The following is a 20921-nucleotide window of genomic DNA, read 5'->3' as shown; positions in this document are numbered from 1 at the left end:
ATACCAGAGCAGCGGCAGCTCGAACATCACGGTGGGCGGCTCCACCCCCTCGCCCTCGCCCTCGCCGTCCCCGTCCCCGTCGCGCTCTCCGTCTCCCTCTCCCTCGACGTCGCCGACGCCCGGCGGAGGGAACGGCGCCTGCAGCGTGTCCTACGTGAAGAACGAGTGGAACAACGGCTTCACCACCGACATCAAGATCACCAATACCGGCAGCAGCACGATCAACGGCTGGGCGCTGACCTGGTCCTTCGCGGGCAACCAGCAGATCACCAACTCGTGGAACGCCACCATCAGCCAGAGCGGCTCGTCGGTCACCGCCCGCAACGTGTCCTACAACGGCTCGCTGGCCCCCGGCGCGACCACCTCGTTCGGCTTCCAGGCCACCTACAACGGCAGCAATCCCAACCCCTCGGCCTTCAGCCTCAACGGCTCGGCCTGCACCGCCGGCTGACCCCGGCCGTCGCTCATGAGAAAGGCGAGGGGAGCGGGCGCACGCGCCCGCTCCCCTCGTCATGTGGGGCGAACGGGACGAACGACCATTCACGTCGACGTAACACCCGATTCCCCGTTGTGCGGCGATTTGGTCGGAACGGGCGCCGCCATATGGGTGCGGCCGGAAATCCGCCGCGCACCATAACTACGCGATTGACAACGCAGTCGGGAATCCGCGATTCTTCACCCCGATGTCCGATCGGGGCGGAGTTAGGGTGGATTTCCACGTACTCGGGCCGCTCGAGGTTTCCCACGACGGCCGGCAGGTCCCTGTCCGCGGAGCTCCGAAACTCCGGCTCACCCTCGCCGCGCTGCTGTCCAAGGCCGGCCAGCCGGTGTCGATCGACTGGCTGATCGCCGCGGTCTGGGGCGACCGGCCGCCGCAGTCCGCGCGGCGCAACATCCACCTCTACGTCCACCAGCTGAGGCGGGCGTTCGGCGCGCACGTCCTGCCGGGACGGCCGGGCGGGTACGCGATCGTCACCGACTCGCTCGACGCCGCGCGCTTCCGCGGCCTGGCCGCGCAGGGGAGCGCCGCTCTCGACGAGGGAGACCTCGGACTCGCCCGCGACCGGCTGCGCGCGGCCCTCGACCTGTGGCGGGGGCCGGCGTTCGCCGAGTTCGGCGACTGCGCGCCGATCGCCGAGGAGGCCCGGCGGCTGGAGGAGGCGCGGCTCACCGTCCACGAGCGGCTGGCGGAGGCCGAGCTCGGCCTGGGACGGCACCTGGGGGTCGCCGCCGAACTGGCCGAGCTGACCCGGGAGCATCCGTACCGGGAGAGCCTGCGCGGCCACCTGATGCTCGCGCTGTACCGGTCGGGCCGCCAGGCGGAGGCCCTGGAGGTCTTCCGGCGGACCCGCGACCTGCTGACCGCCCAGCTCGGCATCGAACCCGGCCAGGCGCTCCAGCGGCTGCACGAGGCGATGCTCCGCGGCGACGAGGACCTCCTCCCGGACCCGCGCCCACCCGCCGGGGACGGGGACGAGGACGGCTGGGCCGCGGACGACTGCCCGTACCGCGGCCTGGTGGCGTTCCAGCCGGAGGACGCCGACTGGTTCTTCGGCCGCTCGCCCCTGGTCGAGCGACTCGGCGAGCTGGTCGGGCGGCTTCCCGTGGTCGGGGTGTTCGGCGCGTCGGGAAGCGGCAAGTCGTCCCTCCTGCGCGCCGGCCTGCTCGGCGAGGTCTCCGGCGGGACCGGCGAGCCGTGGCGCGGCATGATCATGACGCCGGGCGACCACCCCCTGGACGCCCTGGCCGAGCTGGTCGCCAAGGCGACCCGCGGCGATGTCGAGACGCTCCGCGACGACCTGGCCCGCGACCCCGCCGCCGTGAACGCGGCCGTCGCCGCCGCCCTCGACGTCGCACCGGACGGGTCCCCGCCGACCCGCCTGCTGCTGGTGGTGGACCAGTTCGAGGAGACCTACACCCTGTGCGACGACGACGGGGAACGGCGCCGGTTCGTGGAGGCCCTGCTGGCCCTGGCCCTCGGGGACGGCGGCCGAGCCGTTCTCGTCCTCGGCGTCCGGGTCGACTTCCTCGCCCACCTGAGCCAGCACCCGGACCTGGTGGACGCCCTGCGCGGCGAGGCCCAGCTGCTGGTCGGGCCCGTGTCGACGCCCGACCTGCGAGAGATCGTCGTACGGCCCGCCGAGCAGGCGGGGCTCACCGTGGAACCCGACCTGCTGGCCACCGTGCTGGCCGACGCCTCCGAGGAGCCGGGGAGCCTGCCGCTGATCTCGCACGCCCTGCTGGAGACCTGGCGCGGCCGTTCCGGCCGGAGTCTCACGCTCGCGGCCTACCAGGCGGCGGGCGGCGTGCGCGGGGCGATCGCGCAGAGCGCGGAACGGGTCTTCGGCGAGCTCGGTCCGGCGGAGCAGCAGGCCGCGCGCCGGGTCTTCCTGCGTCTGACCGCGCTCGGGGACGGGACGGAGGACACCCGGCGTCCCATCTCGCGGGCGGAGCTCGTGGGCGTGGCCGACCCCGGCGTCACCTCCACGGTCCTGGATCGGCTCGCGGCGGCGCGGCTGATCGTCCTCGCGGAGGAGACGGTCGACGTGGCGCACGAGGCGTTGATCCGCGCCTGGCCCCGGCTGCACGGCTGGCTCACCGACGACCGCGAGAACCTCGTCGTCCACCGGCGGCTCACCGACGCCGCGCACACCTGGCGGGAGCTGGAGCGCGACTCCGGCGCGCTGTACCGGGGCGCCCAGCTCCTCGTCGCCCGGACGTGGGCGGAGGACCATCCGCAGGAGCTCAACGAGGTCGAGAGCGCCTTCCTCCGGGCCAGCCGGGCGCTGGAGGAGAGCGAGCGCACCGCGACGAGACGCCGCACCAGGCTCCTGCAACGCCTCCTTGCCGGGATGGCCGTGCTCTTCCTGCTCGCCCTGCTCGGCGGAGGCGTCGCGGTACGGCAGGGCCGGGAGGCCGGCCACCAGCAGCTCGTCGCGCTGTCCCGGCAGCTGTCCCTGAAGGCCCGGTCGCTGCTGGAGACCGATCCCGATCTGGCCGGCCTGCTGGCGATCGCCGCGTTCCGCCTCAACCCGGAGCCGGAGACGCGGGGCGCCCTGCTCAGCGTGGCGGCCGCCGCGCGCCGCCGGGTCGAGCTGAACGCCGAGGGGCCGGCGGTCTTCGGCCTGGCCTTCAGCCCGGACGGGACGCGGCTGGCATCGGCCGGCACCGACGGCACGGTCGGCCTGTGGGACCTGCGCACCCTCACCCGCGTCGCCACCTTCTCCGGCCCCCCCAAACCGGCGGGGTCGGGGGAGATCAACGCCAGGGCGGTGGCCTTCAGCCGCGACGGCCGGCTGGTCTCCTCCGTCATCAGGGACGCCGCGCTCGGGTCGAGCAGGGGCGCGGTCGTGGTGTGGGACGTGGCCTCCGGCCGGCCGGTGTTCCAGCGGGAACGGGAGCGGCTCACCGACGCGCTGGCGCTGAGCCCCGACGGGACGAAGGTCGCCGTGGGGGTCGCCGGGGGCGGCGTCGAGCTGTGGGACCTGCGCACCGGCGGCAGACGCGTGCTGAAGGGACACCACGAGGAGGTCGTGGCGCTCGCCTTCAGCCCCGACCAGGGGTTCCTGGTCTCGACCACGGGCGGCGCGGAACGACCCCTCGTCTGGGACGTCGCCACCGGCTCCCGGTTCGCCGCGCTCCCGGCCACGAACGTTCACCGGCTGGGCTTCGACGCCGCCGACGGCACCCTCGCCACCGGGTCGGCGTATCACGGCGTGGGGTTCTGGCGGATCCGCCGCGACGGCGTGATCCGGCTGCCCGGGCTGCCCAAACGGACGCCGTACACGTGGGACATGTCCGCCCCCGCCCACGGCCGGATCGCCGTCGCCGACGAGGACGGCCTCATCACGGTCTACGACGTCGCCCGACGGCAGCCCATCGAGACGTACCAGGACAGGAGCCGCACCGAGACGCTGTCCCTCGCCTTCAGCCCCGACGGCACCATGCTCGCCTCTGCCGGGCTGGGCCGGACCATCGTGCTCCGACGCCAGGCCGTCCCGCCGTTCAGCGGGCACAGCGCGGCCGTGAACGACATCGAGATCAGCCCGGACGGCCGCGTCATCGCGTCGGCGAGCAGCGACCGCACCGTCCGGCTGTGGGACGCGCGCGGAAACCCGATCGGCACGCTGGGAGACCATCCCGACCAGGTCCGGGCCCTGTCCTTCAGCCCGGACGGCCGGCTGCTCGCGACCGTCACCCGCAGCCACACCCTCAGCGTCTGGGACCTCGCCGCGCCGCGGCGGCTCAGCAGGGTCTCCTACCAGGGGCTGGGCGCGACCACCGACGTCGGCTTCGACCCCAGCGGGCGCTTCCTCGTCGCGACCGCGCTCGGCCGGTTCCGATGGGACGTGCGGGATCCCGGGAAGCCGGTGGACGCGCCGTTCGCGGGTCCCGGGTACCTGGTCTCGGCGCTGGCGTTCAGCGCGCGCGACCCGCTGCTCGCCACCACCGGCCCCGCCGGCGACCTGCAGGTCTGGGACCTGGCCCAGGACCGGGAGGTCCGCGCGCTGAGAACCCGGCAGGGCTCGGTGCTCGACGTCGCCTTCAGCCCGGACGGCCGCCTGATCGCGACGGCCGGCGCCGACCGTACGGTCAAGCTCTGGGACACCCGGACGGGCACCCTGCGCGACACGCTGACCGGGCACACCGCACCGATCCAGGTCCTCGCCTTCAGCAGGGACGGCCGGTCGCTCGCGTCCGGCGGCGACGACCACACGATCGTCGTCTGGGACGTCGCGACCGGGAGGCAGAGCTTCACGCTCACCGGGCACACGGCCCCGATCAGGGGCCTGGCCTTCACGGCCGACGGAGACCTGATCTCCGGAGGCGACGACGGCAGGATCATCCGCTGGTCGCTGCTGCCCGGCCCGCTCGTGGGGAGGCTCTGCCGGGAGATCGGCCGCGACCTCACCCGGGCCGAGTGGGCGACCTACCTGCCCACGGTCGACTACCGCCCCACGTGCTGAGTCCCGGAGCCCGGGGACGCCTCAGCCGAGCACGAGGAACTGCTTACCGTCGATCAGCTCGCGGACCGCGTCGAGGTGGCCGGCGTGGGTCGCCGTCTCGACGAGGACGTGCAGGATCGCCTGGCGCAGGTCGGCCGGCGGCCGGTCCTCGCGGTAGTCCGGCCACCAGCGCGGCGCCTGGTCCGGGCTGCTGGAGGCGATGACCTCGTCGGCCCGCGCCGTCTCCTCGCGGTAGAGGCCGAACACCTCGGAGGCGGGCCGGTCGCCGGGCACCCGCCACGCGTCCGAGGGGGTGGCGAACGAGGCCACCGCGCCGGGGTCGCCGCCGAAGACCGCGCCGAACCAGAAGCGCTCGACGTCGAGGGCGAGGTGGCGGACGAGGCCGGCCGGGGTCCAGGCCGACGGAAGGACCGGGCGCCGCAGGTCGGCCTCGTCCAGGCCGTCCAGGATGTCGAGGACGTGCCGCCGCTTCCAGTTCAGGTAGCCGAGGAGGGACGAAACCTCACTCGATGCCGGTGTCGGGCTCACTCGCGCTCTCCCAGAGGTCGTCTACGGGTCGGTACGGCCGGAGGGTCCCGCGAGGATCGTGGATGCCGTTCGCCCACGCGTCCACTGGAGTCTCCCTTCCGAGCGGTCTCAGCCGGCGGCGAGGGCGTCCAGCAGCCGCTGGAGGGTGCGGCGGTCGCCGGTGACCTCCAGCCGCTCCCCGAACTCCCCGGGCGGCGTCCCGTCGATCACCAGGCCCATGAGGACGGCGGGACCGGCCCGCAGGGCGGCGTCCCACCTGTCCGGCTCGCCCCGGCGGATCGCGAGCTCGCCGCCCGACGCGCGGAGCGTGAAGACGTCCCCGTCGACGTCCACCAGGAACGTGGCGTCGAGGTCGCCCAGCCGGGCGGGTTCGACATGGCTCTTCAGGGCGAGCATCAGCGAGTCGGTGCCCAGAGGCTTCGCCGGCTCCTTCGCCGGCGACCGGCGGCCCCACCGGCCCAGATGCACGAGGATCGGCTCCAGGTCACGGCCCCACTCGGTGAGCTCGTAGACCCAGGCGCGGGCCGGCGGCCCCAGCTTGCGCCGCCGGATCACCCCGCCTTCCTCCAGGTCGCGCAGCCGCTGCGAGAGCACGGTGGGACTGGCGTTGGGCAGACCGGCCTGCAGGTCGCTGTAGCGCTTCGGGCCGAAGAGCAGATCCCGGACGATCATCAGCGCCCAGCGCTCGCCGACCAGGTCGAGGGCGCGCGCGGCGGCGCAGGGGTCGCCGTACGTGCGTGCCGTCGTCACGTCCTCATCCTACTCATCCCGAAGCAGATGCTTGCTTTCCTGTAGCCCGGTGACGGATGAGACGGCGACGGTCCGCCGCCGCCTCATCCGCCGGGGGAAGGGTGAGTCGTCAGTTGGGCAGCCAGTTACGCGTGGCGGTCATGTCGTCACCTCCTCTCGTGGGCGATACGAGCGCCCCGTCCCGGTCGCGCGTACCGATCGCAGTACGCCGAGGACGCTCAACGTCCCGATCGCCCCGCCCGCGGCGATCACCGCGTACGGCGGGAGCACGTCCGCCGCGGCTCCGCCGGCGGCCATGCCGAGGCCCTGGAGGGTCATGACCCCTCCGCCCAGCACGGCCATCGCGCGGCCGCGCAGCCCCTCGGGCACCGCGTCCGCGAACCACCGGTCCATGCCGAGCGTGTAGGCGGCGCACACACCGGTGAGCAGCATGAGCCCCACCGCCGCCGGCAGCGCCGGACGCAGCGCGAAGGCGGTCATCGGCAGCGCCGACACGGCCGCGAGCGGGAGCGCGATCCGGTCGCGGGCGGCGGGCCCCAGCAGCGTGCCGGCCAGCACCTCGCCCGCGACGGTTCCCGCGGGCATGGCGGCCAGGAACAGGCCGAACCCCGCCGCACCGGCCCCCGCGGCGTCCGCGAAAGGCGCGGCCGCCCCCTCGGCGACGACGAAGAACATGGGCGGGACCCACCACATCAGCAGCAGGGCGCGGATGCGCGGGTCGCCCAGCAGCCGCCTGGTCGCGCCGGTTCCCCGCGTCGCGGCCCGCGAGGCGCGTGCCGGCCGGTCACCTGTCCCGAGGCGCAGCAGGAGCGCGGACCCGAGGAAGGTGCCGGCGGCCACGCACAGCGCGGCGCGGGGCGGCAGCCACACCAGCGCCAGGCCGCCCAGGCCGTACCCGGCGATCTGGGAGGTCTGCGCGACGATCCGCACCAGCGAGCGGCCCAGAACGTACGCGTCGCCCCGCAGGATGTCCGCGAGGCTCGCGGCCCGGGTGCCGGTGAACAGGGGGGCGACCGACGCCACGGCGAACCGGAGGACGAACAGGGCGGCCGCCGGAGTCGCCGGCGCGGCCATCAGGGCCATGCACGCCGCGCAGAGCAGGTCGCAGGCGACGAGCAGCCGGCGGGGCGGGTACCGGTCGGCGAGGCCGGAGAGCAGGGCCGCGCCGGCCGCGTACGGCAGGAAGCCGAGCGCGAACACGAGACCGGTCAGCAGCGCCGAGCCGGTCTGGCGGAAGACCAGGACGGCCAGGGAGATCTCGGCGAACACGCCGCCCGCGACCGACAGGACGTGGGCGGCGAGGATCGTCCGGAACTCCCGCACCGCGAGGACGTCGCGGTAGGTGACCCGTGGGACGGAGTCGTCCTCCGGGTGGAGGTCCTCCCGCACCTCTCGCCGGCGGACGCGGCGACCGGCAGGCGGATCCGTCACCACCACCGGTTCCCGTGCGCGTCCCGGGGCGCCTCTCGCCCGCCGGGCGCGCTCACCGGGGCGGCGTCCGCGAGGAACGCCGCCGCGTGGCGGCGGGCGAACTCGGCGAAGCTCGTGGGCCGTACCCCGAAGGTCCGGTGGGTGTCCAGCAGGACGTGCGACTCGGGGCGCCGCTTCCGTTCGGCGAACAGCTCGCGCAGGATGCGGATGGTGGGTTCGGGTATCCCGGCCTCCGCGCTCTCGCGCAGCTTGTCCTCCGGGGGCAGCTCCACGTGGCGGAAGGCGGTCCCGGTCGCCTCGGAGATGCGCTCGACGACCTCCTTCATCGTCAACGCCTCCGGGCCGGTCATGTCGTACGCCCTGCCCTCGTGGCCGTCGGAGGTCATCAGCGCCACCGCGACCTTCGCGACGTCCTCGATGGCGACGGGCGACAGCCGGCTGTCGCCGATGGGCATGCGCAGCTCCCGCCGCCGCGGGTCCACCCCGGTGAGGGTGCCCGGCAGGTAGACCTCCATGAACTGGCTCGGGCGCAGATGGGTCCAGGCCAGGCCGGACGCCTCGAGGTGGCGCTCGATGTCGCGGTGCTCGCGCGTCCCCGTGAAGCTGTCGACGTCGAAGCCGATGCCGGACTCCCTGCCGGAGTACTTCACGATGTACGCCACTCCCGCGGCCCTGGCCGCGTCGATGAACGTGCGCTGCGTCTCCGGCATCCGCTCCCTCTGCGAGGAGATCAGGAGCACGCGCTCCACGCCGCGCAGGGCGGCCGTCAGGGTCCCGGGGCGCAGCATGTCGCCCTCGACCACCTCCACACCCGGCAGCCCGTGGAGCTTCCTGGCCCTGTCCGGGTTCCTGACCAGCGCGCGGACGGGAACGTTCTGCCGGGCGAACTCCTCGACCACGATCGATCCACTGAGCCCCGTCGCTCCGGTGACAAGAATCATGGCTACGACGGTAGTGGCATCCACTACAGAAAAACAAGTAACTAGTATTGAATATGGAGTAGATTGCTCATCGGCGCGAGTGAAGAGGGGTCCGATGCCGGACTACATGCTGTTGCTGTACAGGCCCGAGACCGGCGACGACGAGCGCCGGGAGCACGACCGATGGGCCGAGCTGCCGCTCTGGGCCGAGCTGACCGAGAGCCTCCGGCAGGCCGGGCTGCTCGTCGCCCACGGCCCGCTGCACCCGGTCGCCGCCGCGACGACCGTACGCGTCCGGGACGGCGAGGCCGAGCTCACCGACGGGCCGTTCGCGACGACCAAGGAGGTCCTCGCGGGCTACTACGTCCTGCGGTGCGCCGACCTCGACGAGGCGCTGCGCCACGCGGCGCGCATGCCGACGGCGCGCCACGGCTCGGTCGAGGTGCGGCCGATCGTCGACCCGGCCCGGCTCACGGCCATCGGCGAGGGCCGGGCGTGACCGGCCGGACCGTGCGGGACCGTCCGTCTCCGGACGCGGCCGCCGCGGCGGCCGCCCGGGTGTTCCGGGAGGAGCGGGCCGCCGTGCTGGCGACTCTGATCAGGTACGCCGGCGACGTCCAGCTGGCCGAGGACGCCGTGCAGGACGCGTTCGCGGCGGCGCTCGCGACCTGGCCCCGGGACGGGGTCCCGGAGAGCCCGGGCGCGTGGATCACGGTGACCGCCCGGCGGCGGGCGATCGACCGGCTGCGCCGTGACCGGTCGGTCGCCGACCGCGCCGAGCGCCTCGCGGAACTGCTGCGGCTCGACGGGCAGGAGCATCTCGTCGCGGGCGACCCCGGCCCGCTGGACGACGACCGGCTGCGGCTGATCTTCACGTGCTGCCATCCGGCGCTGGACCTGCCGGCCCGGGTCGCGCTGACGCTGCGCGTGATCGGCGGCCTGACGACGGGTGAGATCGCGCGGGCGTTCCTGGTCGCGGAGCCCACGATGGGCAAGCGCATCGTCCGCGCCAAACGCAAGATCGCGGACGCCCGCATCCCCTACCGGGTGCCGGCCGGCGAGGAGCTCCCCGGCCGCGTGCGCGGCGTCCTCAGGGTGGTGTACCTGATCTTCAACGAGGGCTACGCGGCCGGCGGGGGAGACCGCCTGGTCCGCGGGGAGCTGTGCGACGAGGCCCTCCGCCTGGGCCGGCTCGTCTGCGAGCTGATGCCCGGCGAACCCGAGGCGTGGGGCCTGCTCGGCCTGATGTCGCTGCACGACGCCCGCCGCGCCGCCCGCGTCGACGTGCGCGGCGCCTATGTGGCGCTGCACGACCAGGACCGGTCGCTGTGGGACGAGGGCCTCCTATCCGAGGGCATGCGGGCGCTCGAACGCGCCGTGCGGCTCGGCCGTCCCGGGCCGTACCAGCTCCAGGCCGCCATCGCGGCGGCGCACATCCAGGCGCCCGGCGACGACCCCGCGCACTGGGCGCGGATCGCCGGCCTGTACGACGCCCTCGGCAGGCTCAGCCCCTCGCCCGTCGTGGAGCTGAACCACGCCGTCGCCATCGGCTTCGCGTACGGCGCCGAGGCGGGCCTGGAGCGGCTCCGGCCGCTGCTGGGCGATCCCGCGCTCGAGCGCTACCAGCCGCTGCACGCCGCGCACGCGGAGCTGCTCCGGAGGGCCGGCGACGTTCCAGGCGCCGCGCACACCTACGAACGGGCCATCGCGCTGTCGGGCAATGCGGTCGAGCGCGCCGAGCTCACGCGGCGGCTGGAGTCGCTGACCGGCTGACGCCTCCGCCGGGCGTCCGGCTGGGCCCGGCCATGAGGAAGGCCCCGGCGGAATGGCGGCGCCGGCTCTTTCAGCGACCGGCTCATTGTTGCTTTCGCCGTGCCCGGCGCAATAAAGTGCATATCGTGACTGCCGGGTCGGCCATGGGCCACGCACGAGTGAGGCGCCCGGCCGCGGCGTGAGCGCCCGGCGGCCGAGAGGCCCGCCTTTTCCCCGGTCACCCTGGTCTTCCTTCCCCGTCGGCCCCAGACGCCGACGCCGCACGTCCCGTGCCCTCTTTCGCCTTTTTCGCCGTGCCGCGAGACCGTTCCGCCGCGGTGAATTCCCCTGCCCGCCGGCGATTTCGCCATGCCTGGAAATCGCCGTGCGCCGACAATCCGGAGAAGAAACAGAGAATGCCGATCGATTTCAACACACAGGTTATCGAGGAGTTCCGCGCGAACGGCGGACGAGTGGGCGGGCCGTTCGAGGGCGGCCGCCTCATCCTGCTCACCACCACCGGCGCGCGGTCCGGACGGCCGCACACCACGCCGCTGGGCTACCTCCCCGACGGCGGGCGGATCCTGGTGATCGCCTCGGCCGGAGGCGCGCCCCGGCACCCGGCCTGGTTCCACAACCTGGTGGCCCGTCCGCGGGTCACCGTCGAGGACGGCGTCTTCACCTACGAGGCGGACGCCGTCGTCCTGGAGGGCGCCGAACGTGACGAGGCCTTCGCCCGGGCGGCCGAGGCCGACCCCGGCTGGCCGGCGTACCAGGCCAAGACGTCGCGGGTCCTTCCCGTCGTCGCGCTCGTGCCGGTGCCCGGGCCGCCGAGGCCGGCCGCGGCCTCACCGGGCGGGGCGCTCAAGGCGATCCACGACGCGTTCCGGCGGGAGCTCGCCCTGGTCCGCGCCGAGCTGGAGCGATCGGGGCCGGGGCTGGGCGCCCAACTGCGGGTGAACTGCCTGACCCTCTGCCAGGGACTCCACCACCACCACACGGGAGAGGACGGGGCGATCTTCCCGTTCCTCGCCGAGCGCCGTCCCGGGCTCGGCCCCGTCCTCTCACGGCTGCGCCGGGAGCACGAGGAGATCGCCGCGCTCCTCGCCCGGCTCCGGGAGGCCGTCTCCGCGACCGGCGCCGACCCCCGGGACGTGGCCCGCGAGGTCGGCCACCTGACCGCGGAACTCGAACGCCACCTGACGTACGAGGAGGAGCATCTGATCCCGGTCCTCGACGCGCCGGCCGGCTGAGCCGCGCGCCCGCCGCCCGCCCTTGCTAGGGTGATCGGCATGTTCTGCGCGTGCTTCACGCGGATCCGCCGCTCCTAGCGGCGGGCCGTCCTCATCGTCTGACCGGCTCCGCCGCCCTCGGTGTCCTATCGCCGGAGCGGCGCCCTTTTCCGCGCGCTCCCGGCTCTCCATCCGGTCATTCGCGGAGCACACCCATGCGTCACCCCTATCAGGGCGGACGGCACGAGCTCGGTCAGAACTTCATCGTCGACCGCTCGGTCATCGCCTCCATCGAGCACATCGTGGCCCGGACGACCGGCCCGATCGTCGAGATCGGAGCCGGCGACGGCGCCGTGACCGTACCGCTCAGCCGGTACGGCAGGCCCATCACGGCCGTGGAGGTCGATCCCGGGCGGGCGCGCCGCCTGGACCGGCGGACGCCGGATCACGTGGCCGTCGTCACCGCCGACATCCTCGGTTTCCGTTTCCCCCGGCACCCCCACGTGGTGGTGGGCAACCTGCCGTTCCACCTCACGACCTCGATCATGCGACGGCTCCTCGCGGCCGACCACTGGACGGCGGCCGTGCTGCTCGTCCAGTGGGAGGTCGCCCGGAGGCGCGCGGGGGTCGGCGGGGCCAGCATGCTGACCGCGGCCTGGTGGCCCTGGTACGACTTCGCGGTGCACTCCCGGGTGCCCGCCCGGTCGTTCCGGCCGGTTCCCTCGGTCGACGGCGGCCTGCTGACCGTGACCCGCCGGGCGTCGCCGCTGGCCGGCCCGCGAGAGCCGTACCAGGACCTCGTCCGGCGGGTGTTCACGGGCCGCGGGCGCGGGCTGCGGGAGATCCTCGGGCGGGCCGGGCTCGACCAGGCCGCCGTACGGCGATGGCTCCGGGAGACCGGGCTGTCGCCGTACGCGCTGCCCAAGGACCTGACGGCCGAGGACTGGGCCTTGCTGTGGGAGGTCCGTGTCACAGACCGAGCTGGTACCGATGCGCCTGACGGGAGGGGACGTAGCCGAGGGCGTCGTTGACGCGGCGCGTCGGGGCGTTGCTGTCGGCGGTGTCGGTCAGCAGGCCGTCCAGGTAGGGACGACGCCGTCCCACGACTGGAGCCGGTAGCCCGGGTGCGGCCGATCGGCGATCCCGGCGAGGGCGTCCGGATCGACGGCGGCGAGGGACAGCCGCGCGAACGTCAGCGTGAGGACCCGGTGGAAGCCCCGCGCGGCCCGACCGCGCGCCTACCGCGCGACCCGCCGAGCGGTGGCCGCGAGGACGCCCCACGGCGGACGGCGGACGTCAGGGGCGGGCGATGACGGCGTATCTCTCGTCGTCGATCGGGCCTCCCCACAGGTCGGGGTCGGGCAGCGGTTCGACGTCCACCTCTCTGACGAGGGGACGCAGCGACCCCGCGAGCCGCTCGGCCGTCACGCCGCCCATCCAGGGCAGCGACTCCGATCCCGGCACGTACGGCGGGCCCTCGTGAGCGTGCCAGTGTCCCTCGACGAGCACGAGCCGCCCGCCGGGACGCAGCAGGCCGAGCCAGCGGCGCAGGGCCAGGCCGGGCTCGGGGAGCGTCCACAGCAGGTGCCGGACGAGCACCACGTCGAACGACGATCCGACGCTCGCGGGCGGGTCGCTCGCGTCGCCCGCGACCGCCGTGAAGGCGTGGCCGGCCGCGGACAGCTTCCTTCGCGCGTGCTCCACCATCACGGGTGACAGGTCCACGCCGACCGGCCGGTGCCCCTGCTCGGCCAGGAGCAGCGACAGCGATCCGGTGCCGCATCCCAGGTCGAGCACGTCGGCCGGGACGGGAGGCATCCAGGCGCGCAGCCGGCCGGCCCACGCCGCCCGCACGGAGGGGTCGCGCAGGCCGTGGTCGGCCTCCTCGTCGAAGGTGGGCGCGGCCGCGTCCCAGTAGGACGAGACCGCAGCGGGATCGACCGTTTCCATGTCTGCGATCCTGCCACCCGACACCGACAGAACCCCTCCAACCACCGGAACCCGTCTCCCGACCGGCGGAACCGGTCCCGTCGCCGCTCACGGCCGGGCCGCCTCCCCCGGGCGCAGGGGCACGCGCGCCCGGCGGCACGGGACAACGGGCCTCCCCCAGGCCGTGCACATCGGGGGTGGCAGGTCGGTCGCAGGGGGCCGGGCTCCGGGCGGTCGGGGAAAGTCCCGGAAAAACACGGGCGGCACCGGGGAACAACGCGCCCCGCGGGGTGGTTACATAGACCGTGGCCGGTGTGCAGGTGTCCCCGGGCCTCACCTAATTTGCCTTCGCGGACTACCGTTCGGCTGGAGCCGCGTTGTGCCTTTCGCCGAGAGGCGACCCGGCACCGGCACCACACGTGCGGGACCCCGGCAGGAGTAACCTCCTGCCGGGGTCCTCGCGTTTCCGGCGCCTCGGCGCGTCCCGGCCCCGGCGCGACCCCTCGGCCCCGCCGGCTCGCGCGGGCGGGCGGTTCCCCATGACGAGAGCACGAGGAGACGCATGACCGAGTTCCACACGCCGGGCACGCTGCCCCCCACGAACGGCTACAGCCACGTGGCCTCGGTGGCGCCGGGCAGCCGGCTCGTCTGGACCTCGGGCCAGGTGCCCCTCGCGGCCGACGGGACGCCGGCTCCCGCAGGCGACTGGGAGGCCCAGACCCGGCTCACCATGCGCAACGTCGGCGCGGCGCTGGAGGCCGCCGGGGCGACGTGGGACGACGTGTTCAAGCTCACCATCTACGTCGTGGACACCTCGGCCCTCCCGGCCGTCCGGAAGGTCCGTGACGAGTTCGTGAACGTGGAACGGCCCCCGACGAGCTCGCTCGTCCAGGTCGCCGGCCTGTTCCGGCCCGACCTCCTGATCGAGGTCGAGGCCGTCGCCGCCGTCCCCTCTGACCGCCCACCGGCGTCCGCCGACCCCTCCTATCGCTGACCCGGCCGCCTCCCGCGTCGCCCGCGGAAAAGGGTCGCCCACGGAAACGGGTCACCCGTGGAAAACGGGTTGCCTCCACCGGCGGCGCTGCGCGAACCTGCCCGGGATGAGCGAGAACCGACAGTTCAGGGCCGGTCCCGACGGCGTCCCGGCGATCAGCTTCGTGGAGGCGGTCCGCGACGGACGGCCCAAGGCCGACCTCGTCGAGGTGCTCGGCCCGGGGGCCGTCGACGTGATCATGTCCCAGCTGCGCGGCTGGACCGTCGCCGGCCCCGTCGACCTGGCGGAGCGGCTTCTCGACAGGGGAGCGGTCCTCGTCAGGCACGCTCACGAGATGAGGTGCGATCTGCCGGGCAGGCCGCCCGCGCCGTCCGCCGCCCCGGACGGCCATCGGTTCACGCCGTGCGACCGGCCGGCCGAGGACCTCCTGCCGGCCTGGCTGGCCGCCTACCCGCCCGGCCACCCCGACCACCGGCCACGCGACCCCGGGACGGACGCCGCCGGCGAGCTCGCCCTGATCCTGGCCGGGAAGGTCCTCGGGCCGGTGCTGCCGTGCAGCGCCCTGGCCGTACGGGAGGACGGGGACGAGGTCGTCGCGGCCGTCGTGGTCAACGACAGGGACGGCCTTCCCTGGGTCACCGAGGTCTTCCGTCATCCGGCGCGGTCGCCGCGGGGCCTCGGGGCGCCGCTGCTGGCGCACGCCCTCACTGAGGCGGAGGCCTCCGGCCTGACCTCGGCCGGCCTGGCCGTCACCGAGGGGAACCCGGCTCGGCGCGTCTACGAGCGCCTGGGCTTCCGGGTCGTCAGCACCACCGTCACCGTCCGCGTATGAGGACCGGTCACAGCGACGAGACGAACGACCGCAACTCCCGCTCGTAGCGGGCGGGGCCGGCGTTCCACGAGCCGGTGTGGCCGCCGCCCGTCGTCCGGACGAGCGTCACGAGGTCGGGCCGCGCCCTCGCGAACGCCAGCGCGGGCTCGACCGGCACGGTCGCGTCGTCGGCGTCCACGAAGATCAGGGCAGGCGTCTTGAAGTCGCGGGCGTGCCGCACCTGGTCGAGGTCGTCGAACGACAGGCCGGTGCGCCGCTCGACCACCCACTCGCCCACGCTGACCAGAAAGCCCGGAACCCCCATCTGCCGCGCGCCCAGCGCGATCGGCGCCCGCCAGTCGATGACCGGGCTGTCGAGGATCATCCCCCTGATCGGCGCGTCGGGCAGACGGCGCACGGTCATCGGGACGATCCCGCCGCCCATCGACCATCCGTACAGCACGACGCCGGTCGCGCCGTGCGACCGGGCGTACGCGATCGCCGCGGCGACGTCCTCCCATTCGGTCGCCCCGAGGTGCAGCCTGCCGTCCGGGCTGGCGGGAGCGCCCACGTCGTTGCGGTACGTGATCCCGAGCACGGGCATCCCCAGGCTGTGGAAGACCGGGAGCACCCGCAGCGCCTCGGCGGGGTTCGCGTTCCGGCCGTGCACGGCGATCACCCAGGTCGGGGACGTGCCCTCGGTCCGCCATGCGGGGAATCCGCCGAGCGCGGAGGGGACCGTGACATCGGTGTACGGCACCCCGGCCGCGGACGGCTCCGCGTGCCCCCACAGCCAGCGGTCGAGGTAGGCGCGCACGCCCGGCCGCAGGTCGCCGCGCAGGACCCGCGCGACCTTCCTGGTGACCGTCCCCGCGTCCGAGGCGACCGCAGGGCCCAGCAGCGCGTTGCCGTCCGCCCAGGTCAGGCCGTACATGCCGGGGGAGGCGGTGTCGGCGCCGCCCTTCAGCGTGACCTCGTCCCCGCGGACGGCCGTCACCTCGAGCGGGTACTCCGGGGTGTGGACGGGGTCGATGACGAGACCCGAGTAGTACCAGCCCGCCGCGCCGACGGCGAGCACCCCCACGGCCCCGACCGCGCCGATCGTCCACAACAGGCGGCGCCGCCACCGGGGGTTCACGTACACGCCGCGAATCTAGTACCGAAAAATCACGATTTATGAGCACCGAGAAGAGAGCCGTGTCACTTCCGTGACCGCCGGGTGCCCCGCCGTCAGCTCCTCAGGCGCGGACGACGCCCTTGGTGCGCATGAGGAACTCGGCCAGGTAGCGGTCATGCGGCACCCACGACGCCATCCAGTACGTCGGGACGTCGCCCAGATAGACGTTGCCGATCGACGGCTCCTCCATCAACCGCTCGATCAGGTCGCCGTCCTCGGTGACGGCGGTGAGGACGAGGCTGTCGCGCAGCGGCCCGATGCCGTCCGCCCGCGACCAGGGGGCGAACCACACGCAGGGGAAGGACATCTCGATCCCCGTCTGCGGCGCGTCCGCGCGGTCGACCAGGAACACGGCCGGCCGCAGCACGGCGCTGCCGTCGCCGAGGTCGTCCGCGACGCCCTCGCCGCCGAGCAGGGCCCTCGCCCCGGCCGCGTGGTCCAGCAGGTACTTCTCGATGTCCCGGGCACCCGAGGCCGACTGGGCCGGGAGCACCGCCTCGTCGTGCTGGGGCGGCAGGGTCGGGATGGCCGACAGCCGCTCGGCCACCGCCTCGGCCACCGGCGCCGGGTCGCCCTCGACGAACACGGCCGTGGTGTTCACGCAGGCGGTACCGCCGTGGGCGCTCACCGAGTCGACGACGGTGTCCACATGGGACTCCCAGTCGTCCCCGGTGAGCAGGATCTTGGACCGTCCCGGCCCCTGCGGCAGCACGGTGGCGTGGCCGCCGTACTTGGCCACGACCTCCTCGCCGCCGTACACCATGGCCAGGTCGGCGTTCCTTATGACGTCGTCGGCCACCGAGTAGTCCGTCGGCAGCAGCGTCACCTGGTCTCCGGCGAAGCCGGCCTCGCGCAGCGCGGTGATCAGGCGGTGGGGTGTGAACGGCTCTCGGCGCGAGGGCCGCACGGCCACCCGGTAGCCCAGCGCCAGCGCCTCCAGCCACAGCGTGTGGACGCCCGGGTGGTTGCCCGCCGCGTGGACCGCGAAGACGTCGCCGCGCCGCGTCCACACGGCCCGCCCGGTCCTGGTCAGCGGGTCGCGCCAGTCGTCGACCGCGCCGGCCGGCCGGGCGTACTGCGTGGCCCGGTACGCCTCGGCCGCGCTCTCCTCGATCCGCCGCGTGGCCGCCCGCACCACGGAGATCGGCATGCCGGAGACCCGGCTGACCATGTGCTGGTAGTCCTCGACCCCCATCCCGCCCACGTCCGCGGTGGCGAACAGCTCACCGGCCCGCCGCAGCGCCCGCGCCCGCTCGTCCGCCGGCATGGACGGGGCGTCGTGCTGCGCGGCCATCGTCCGCTGGACGTACAGCCGGGGCACCAGGCTCAGCTCGGCGACCGGCGCGCCGCCCAGCTCGGTGACGGTGAGGCGCTGCCGGGTCCGGTACGGCCCGCTCGGGCCCAGCGCGTCGAGGTCGACGGGCCCGGCCATCAGTACACCCCCTCGATGACCTGCTCGTTCTCGAACGTGCGGAGCGGCCCGACGTCGGCCACCGAGTCGCCCAGCTGTCCGGGCGGCCCCTCGATCCGGGTGGCGAGGTCGCGTTCGAGGTTGTTGGGCAGGAGCATGCCCTTGCTCACGTGGTTCATCACGACCTGGCCCCGCTCGCCGTACGGCACGTCCTCGCCCGTGTCGGGATCCACCACCCGGAGCGACACGTACGGCGAGATCGCGTCGAAGACGCACGGGTCGTCCTCGGTCAGCCCGGCGCGCTCGGCGAGGCCGCTGAGGATCATCGTGCTGCCGTACATGCCGTACAGGTGGACCTTGGGGAAGACCTCGGTGCGCAGCAGGTGCCGGGTGTCGGGGTCCATGTGGGCGCCGCCCCACACGATCACGGAGATCTTCTCGTTGACCAGGTCGACCAGGCGGTTCCTCCGGGCCAGCCGTTCGAGCAGCGGAGGGGTGGTGATCAGCACGCCGGCGTCCTGGGTCTCCAGCGGGAACGTCGCCTGGTCGATCAGGTGCTCGGCGTACCTCTCGGCCTCGTCGAGGCGGCCATCGGCGATGCACTTCTTCACCCACCGGGGGTCGAGGTCGATCGAGAACCGGACGCCGCCGCGGGCCAGGGCCTGCCGCGCCACCAGTTCGCCGAAGATGTGCGGCCCGGACGGGCCCACGAACAGCCAGTTGACGCCGCGGGGATAGGACCGCTCGTCCATGTCGCGCATGGCTCGCCGGGTCACCCGGTCCAGCCAGTCGGCCAGCAGCACGACCCTCTTGGGGGGACCGGTGGTGCCGCCGCTCTCGTAGACGCCCACCACGGCGGGCTCGGGGCCGTACCCCCGGGGGATCAGGTCCTCCACCCGGACGTCGCGCAGCTCGTTGGCGACGTTGGGGAACATACGCAGGTCGTCCAGGGTGTGGACGTCCCGCCGCGGGTCGAAGCCGAGGGTCCGCGCCCGTTCCAGCCAGTACGGCGAGCCGGTCTCCGGGTCGAAGTGCCACCGCATGGCGGCCTCGATGAACTCCCGCGCGTCCGGGACCTCGTCCGGCGGGCCGTCGAGCACGGGATCCGCGTGAGATGACATGGCGAGCCTCTCGACGATGCGATGCCGCTCCGCTCGACCAGCCTATTTCGGGTTCCCCGACCGTTCGGTCAAGCCGTCTTTGGCCGATTCCCGTTCTTGCGGAAAATGTCCGCCCCCATGTCGAGCACCCTCAGGACGGGACGCCCCACGCGAAAGCGCCATGGACATCCGCCGGAGTTGTCCTGATAATTCGGGAGAACTGTTGCTCGTGAGCCTCTGTCACCGGGCTCCGCCTCCCATCGCGTCGTCGATGCCCGGTGACCTCGCACGCCCGGGCGACAGAAGGGCTGTCCCCCACGTGAAACGAACCCCCCGCCCGCTGATCCTCGCTTTGTCGTTCCTGCTGGCGATCGCCGGCGTCCTCGTGACCCAGACGACGGCGAGCGCCGCCAACCTCCTCGTCAACCCGGGCTTCGAGACCGGGTCCCTCTCGCCCTGGTCCTGCACCGGAGGGCTCGGCTCGGTGGTGAGCTCCCCGGTCCGCTCCGGGACGAAGGCCCTGTCGGGAGCCGCGAGCTCCTCCGACACGGCGCAGTGCAGCCAGACCGTCGCGGTCAGGCCCAGCACGTCGTACACGGTCTCCGCCTGGGTCCGCGGCGCCTACGTGTACCTCGGGGTCACCGGCGGCCCGTCCACCTGGACCCCCTCGGCGGCCGCGTACACGCAGCTCACGCTCTCCTTCACCACCACGTCCAGCCAGACCACCGCGGTGGTCTACCTGCACGGCTGGTACGCCCAGGGGACCTACTACGCCGACGACGTGAACGTCGACGGCCCGGGCGGCACCACCTCGCCCTCCCCCTCCCCGTCCCCGTCCCCGTCCCCGTCCCCGTCCCCGTCGCCCTCTCCCTCCCCTTCGCCTTCGCCGTCTCCGTCGCCGTCAGTGACCCCGACGGGGAGCACCTGCGCGGTGAAGTCGCGGCCGGCGGGCAAGGTCCTGCAGGGCTACTGGGAGAACTGGGACGGAGCATCCAACGGCGTCCACCCGCCGCTCGGCTGGATTCCGATCACCGACTCCCGCATCAAGGCCCACGGCTACAACGTGATCAACGCGGCCTTCCCGGTCATCCGGTCCGACGGCACCGTCCTGTGGGAGGACGGCATGGACGCCGGCGTCAAGGTGGCCACCCCGGCCGAGATGTGCCAGGCCAAGGCCGCCGGGGCGACGATCCTGATGTCCATCGGCGGCGCGGCCGCGGGCGTCGACCTCGGCTCCAGCGCCGTCGCCGACCGCTTCGTGGCGACGATCGTCCCGATCCTGAAGAAGTACAACTTCGACGGCATCGACATCGACATCGAGACCGGGCTCACCGGCAGCGGCAGCATCACCACGCTGTCCGCCTCGCAGGCCAACCTCATCCGCATCATCGACGGCGTGCTGGCGCAGATGCCGGCGAACTTCGGCCTGACCATGGCCCCCGAGACGGCGTACGTGACCGGCGCCAGCGTGACCTACGGCTCGATCTGGGGCGCGTACCTGCCGATCATCAAGAAGTACGTCGACAACGGCCGTCTGTGGTGGCTCAACATGCAGTACTACAACGGCAGCATGTACGGCTGTTCGGGCGACTCCTACTCCGCGGGCACCGTCCAGGGCTTCACCGCGCAGACCACCTGCCTGAACAACGGCCTGACGGTCCAGGGCACCACGATCAGGGTCCCGTACGACAAGCAGGTGCCGGGCCTGCCCGCCCAGGCGGGGGCCGGCGGCGGCTACATGGCGCCCAGCCTGGTGTCGCAGAGCTGGAACGCCTTCAACGGCGGACTCAAGGGCCTGATGACCTGGTCCGTCAACTGGGACGGGTCGAAGGGCTGGACGTTCGGCGACAACGTCAGGGCGCTGCAGGGCCGGTGACGGCCCCCCGCCGGCCGCGTCCGCGCGGCCGGCGGCACCCCCG

At 73.7% G+C, this 20921-nt stretch carries 17 protein-coding genes; 9 read left to right on the top strand and 8 right to left on the bottom strand.

The features are described from left to right. Together MPTA5024_RS14140 and MPTA5024_RS14135 are read left to right on the top strand one after the other, a co-directional pair. Positions 1-451 (top strand): cellulose binding domain-containing protein (locus MPTA5024_RS14140; RefSeq protein WP_232326464.1); only part of this gene is annotated, 451 nt, incomplete at its 5' end. A gap of 256 nt (positions 452-707) precedes the next feature. After that, entirely contained in the window at positions 708-4967 is a 4260-nt protein-coding gene (locus MPTA5024_RS14135) for an nSTAND1 domain-containing NTPase (protein ID WP_051458158.1), read from the top strand. 21 nt (positions 4968-4988) lie between these two features. On the opposite strand, the gene MPTA5024_RS14130 is transcribed toward MPTA5024_RS14135, so the two are convergent. The 4 genes from MPTA5024_RS14130 to MPTA5024_RS14115 all read right to left on the bottom strand — a co-directional run bounded on the left by MPTA5024_RS14130 (position 4989) and on the right by MPTA5024_RS14115 (position 8617). Next, positions 4989-5495, bottom strand: coding sequence for a DinB family protein (locus MPTA5024_RS14130; protein WP_036324453.1), 507 nt, complete (start codon positions 5493-5495; stop codon positions 4989-4991). 108 nt (positions 5496-5603) lie between these two features. Then, positions 5604-6245, bottom strand: a complete 642-nt coding sequence (locus MPTA5024_RS14125) for a winged helix-turn-helix transcriptional regulator (RefSeq protein WP_036324451.1) — start codon at positions 6243-6245, stop codon at positions 5604-5606. A 138-nt stretch (positions 6246-6383) separates the two neighbouring features. After that, positions 6384-7676, bottom strand: a complete 1293-nt coding sequence (locus MPTA5024_RS14120) for an MFS transporter (protein WP_198167149.1) — start codon at positions 7674-7676, stop codon at positions 6384-6386. Continuing rightward, positions 7673-8617 (bottom strand): SDR family oxidoreductase, encoded by a 945-nt coding sequence (locus MPTA5024_RS14115; RefSeq protein ID WP_051458157.1) that lies wholly within the window; start codon positions 8615-8617, stop codon positions 7673-7675. The genes MPTA5024_RS14120 and MPTA5024_RS14115 overlap by 4 nt, the downstream gene beginning before the upstream one ends. A gap of 94 nt (positions 8618-8711) precedes the next feature. Between MPTA5024_RS14115 and MPTA5024_RS14110 the strand changes: the two genes are divergently transcribed. From MPTA5024_RS14110 to erm, 4 genes are all read left to right on the top strand, one after another. Continuing rightward, positions 8712-9095: a YciI family protein gene (locus MPTA5024_RS14110; RefSeq protein ID WP_051458156.1), complete on the top strand. Its 384-nt coding sequence runs from the start codon at positions 8712-8714 to the stop codon at positions 9093-9095. After that, positions 9092-10369: an RNA polymerase sigma factor gene (locus tag MPTA5024_RS14105; RefSeq protein WP_232326463.1), complete on the top strand. Its 1278-nt coding sequence runs from the start codon at positions 9092-9094 to the stop codon at positions 10367-10369. Before MPTA5024_RS14110 ends, MPTA5024_RS14105 begins: the two co-directional genes overlap by 4 nt. A 395-nt stretch (positions 10370-10764) precedes the next feature. Continuing rightward, positions 10765-11601, top strand: a complete 837-nt coding sequence (locus tag MPTA5024_RS14100) for a nitroreductase/quinone reductase family protein (RefSeq protein WP_036324447.1) — start codon at positions 10765-10767, stop codon at positions 11599-11601. A 194-nt stretch (positions 11602-11795) separates the two neighbouring features. Continuing rightward, positions 11796-12611: a 23S ribosomal RNA methyltransferase Erm gene (erm, locus tag MPTA5024_RS14095; protein WP_051458155.1), complete on the top strand. Its 816-nt coding sequence runs from the start codon at positions 11796-11798 to the stop codon at positions 12609-12611. Positions 12612-12876: 265 nt separating this feature from the next. On the opposite strand, the gene MPTA5024_RS14090 is transcribed toward erm, so the two are convergent. Beyond that, complete coding sequence (locus MPTA5024_RS14090; protein WP_036324446.1) at positions 12877-13530, bottom strand: class I SAM-dependent methyltransferase; 654 nt, start codon at positions 13528-13530, stop codon at positions 12877-12879. A gap of 541 nt (positions 13531-14071) precedes the next feature. On the opposite strand from MPTA5024_RS14090, the gene MPTA5024_RS14085 reads away from it, so the two are divergent. Together MPTA5024_RS14085 and MPTA5024_RS14080 are read left to right on the top strand one after the other, a co-directional pair. Then, positions 14072-14503, top strand: a complete 432-nt coding sequence (locus MPTA5024_RS14085) for a RidA family protein (protein WP_036324444.1) — start codon at positions 14072-14074, stop codon at positions 14501-14503. A gap of 106 nt (positions 14504-14609) precedes the next feature. Continuing rightward, on the top strand, positions 14610-15335 hold the full coding sequence (locus MPTA5024_RS14080) for a GNAT family N-acetyltransferase (protein WP_036324443.1): 726 nt from the start codon (positions 14610-14612) through the stop codon (positions 15333-15335). Positions 15336-15342: 7 nt separating this feature from the next. Here the strand turns inward: MPTA5024_RS14080 and MPTA5024_RS14075 are convergent, their stop codons facing one another. The 3 genes from MPTA5024_RS14075 to MPTA5024_RS14065 form a co-directional block, all read right to left on the bottom strand. Beyond that, positions 15343-16458: an alpha/beta hydrolase family protein gene (locus tag MPTA5024_RS14075; RefSeq protein WP_036324441.1), complete on the bottom strand. Its 1116-nt coding sequence runs from the start codon at positions 16456-16458 to the stop codon at positions 15343-15345. 94 nt (positions 16459-16552) lie between these two features. Next, complete coding sequence (locus tag MPTA5024_RS14070; RefSeq protein ID WP_036324439.1) at positions 16553-17923, bottom strand: aldehyde dehydrogenase family protein; 1371 nt, start codon at positions 17921-17923, stop codon at positions 16553-16555. Further along, on the bottom strand, positions 17923-19023 hold the full coding sequence (locus MPTA5024_RS14065) for an AMP-binding protein (protein WP_036324438.1): 1101 nt from the start codon (positions 19021-19023) through the stop codon (positions 17923-17925). Before MPTA5024_RS14065 ends, MPTA5024_RS14070 begins: the two co-directional genes overlap by 1 nt. A 298-nt stretch (positions 19024-19321) precedes the next feature. Between MPTA5024_RS14065 and MPTA5024_RS14060 the strand changes: the two genes are divergently transcribed. Beyond that, a complete protein-coding gene (locus MPTA5024_RS14060) occupies positions 19322-20878 on the top strand; it encodes a carbohydrate binding domain-containing protein (protein WP_232326462.1) in 1557 nt (518 codons plus the stop codon). The last annotated feature ends 43 nt before the right edge of the window (positions 20879-20921 follow it).

Origin of the sequence: Microbispora sp. ATCC PTA-5024 (assembly GCF_000511135.2) — a bacterium.
Lineage (GTDB): Bacteria > Actinomycetota > Actinomycetes > Streptosporangiales > Streptosporangiaceae > Microbispora > Microbispora corallina.
Note: the sequence above shows the minus strand (reverse complement) of the source record. Positions and strands in the feature narration are given on the sequence as shown.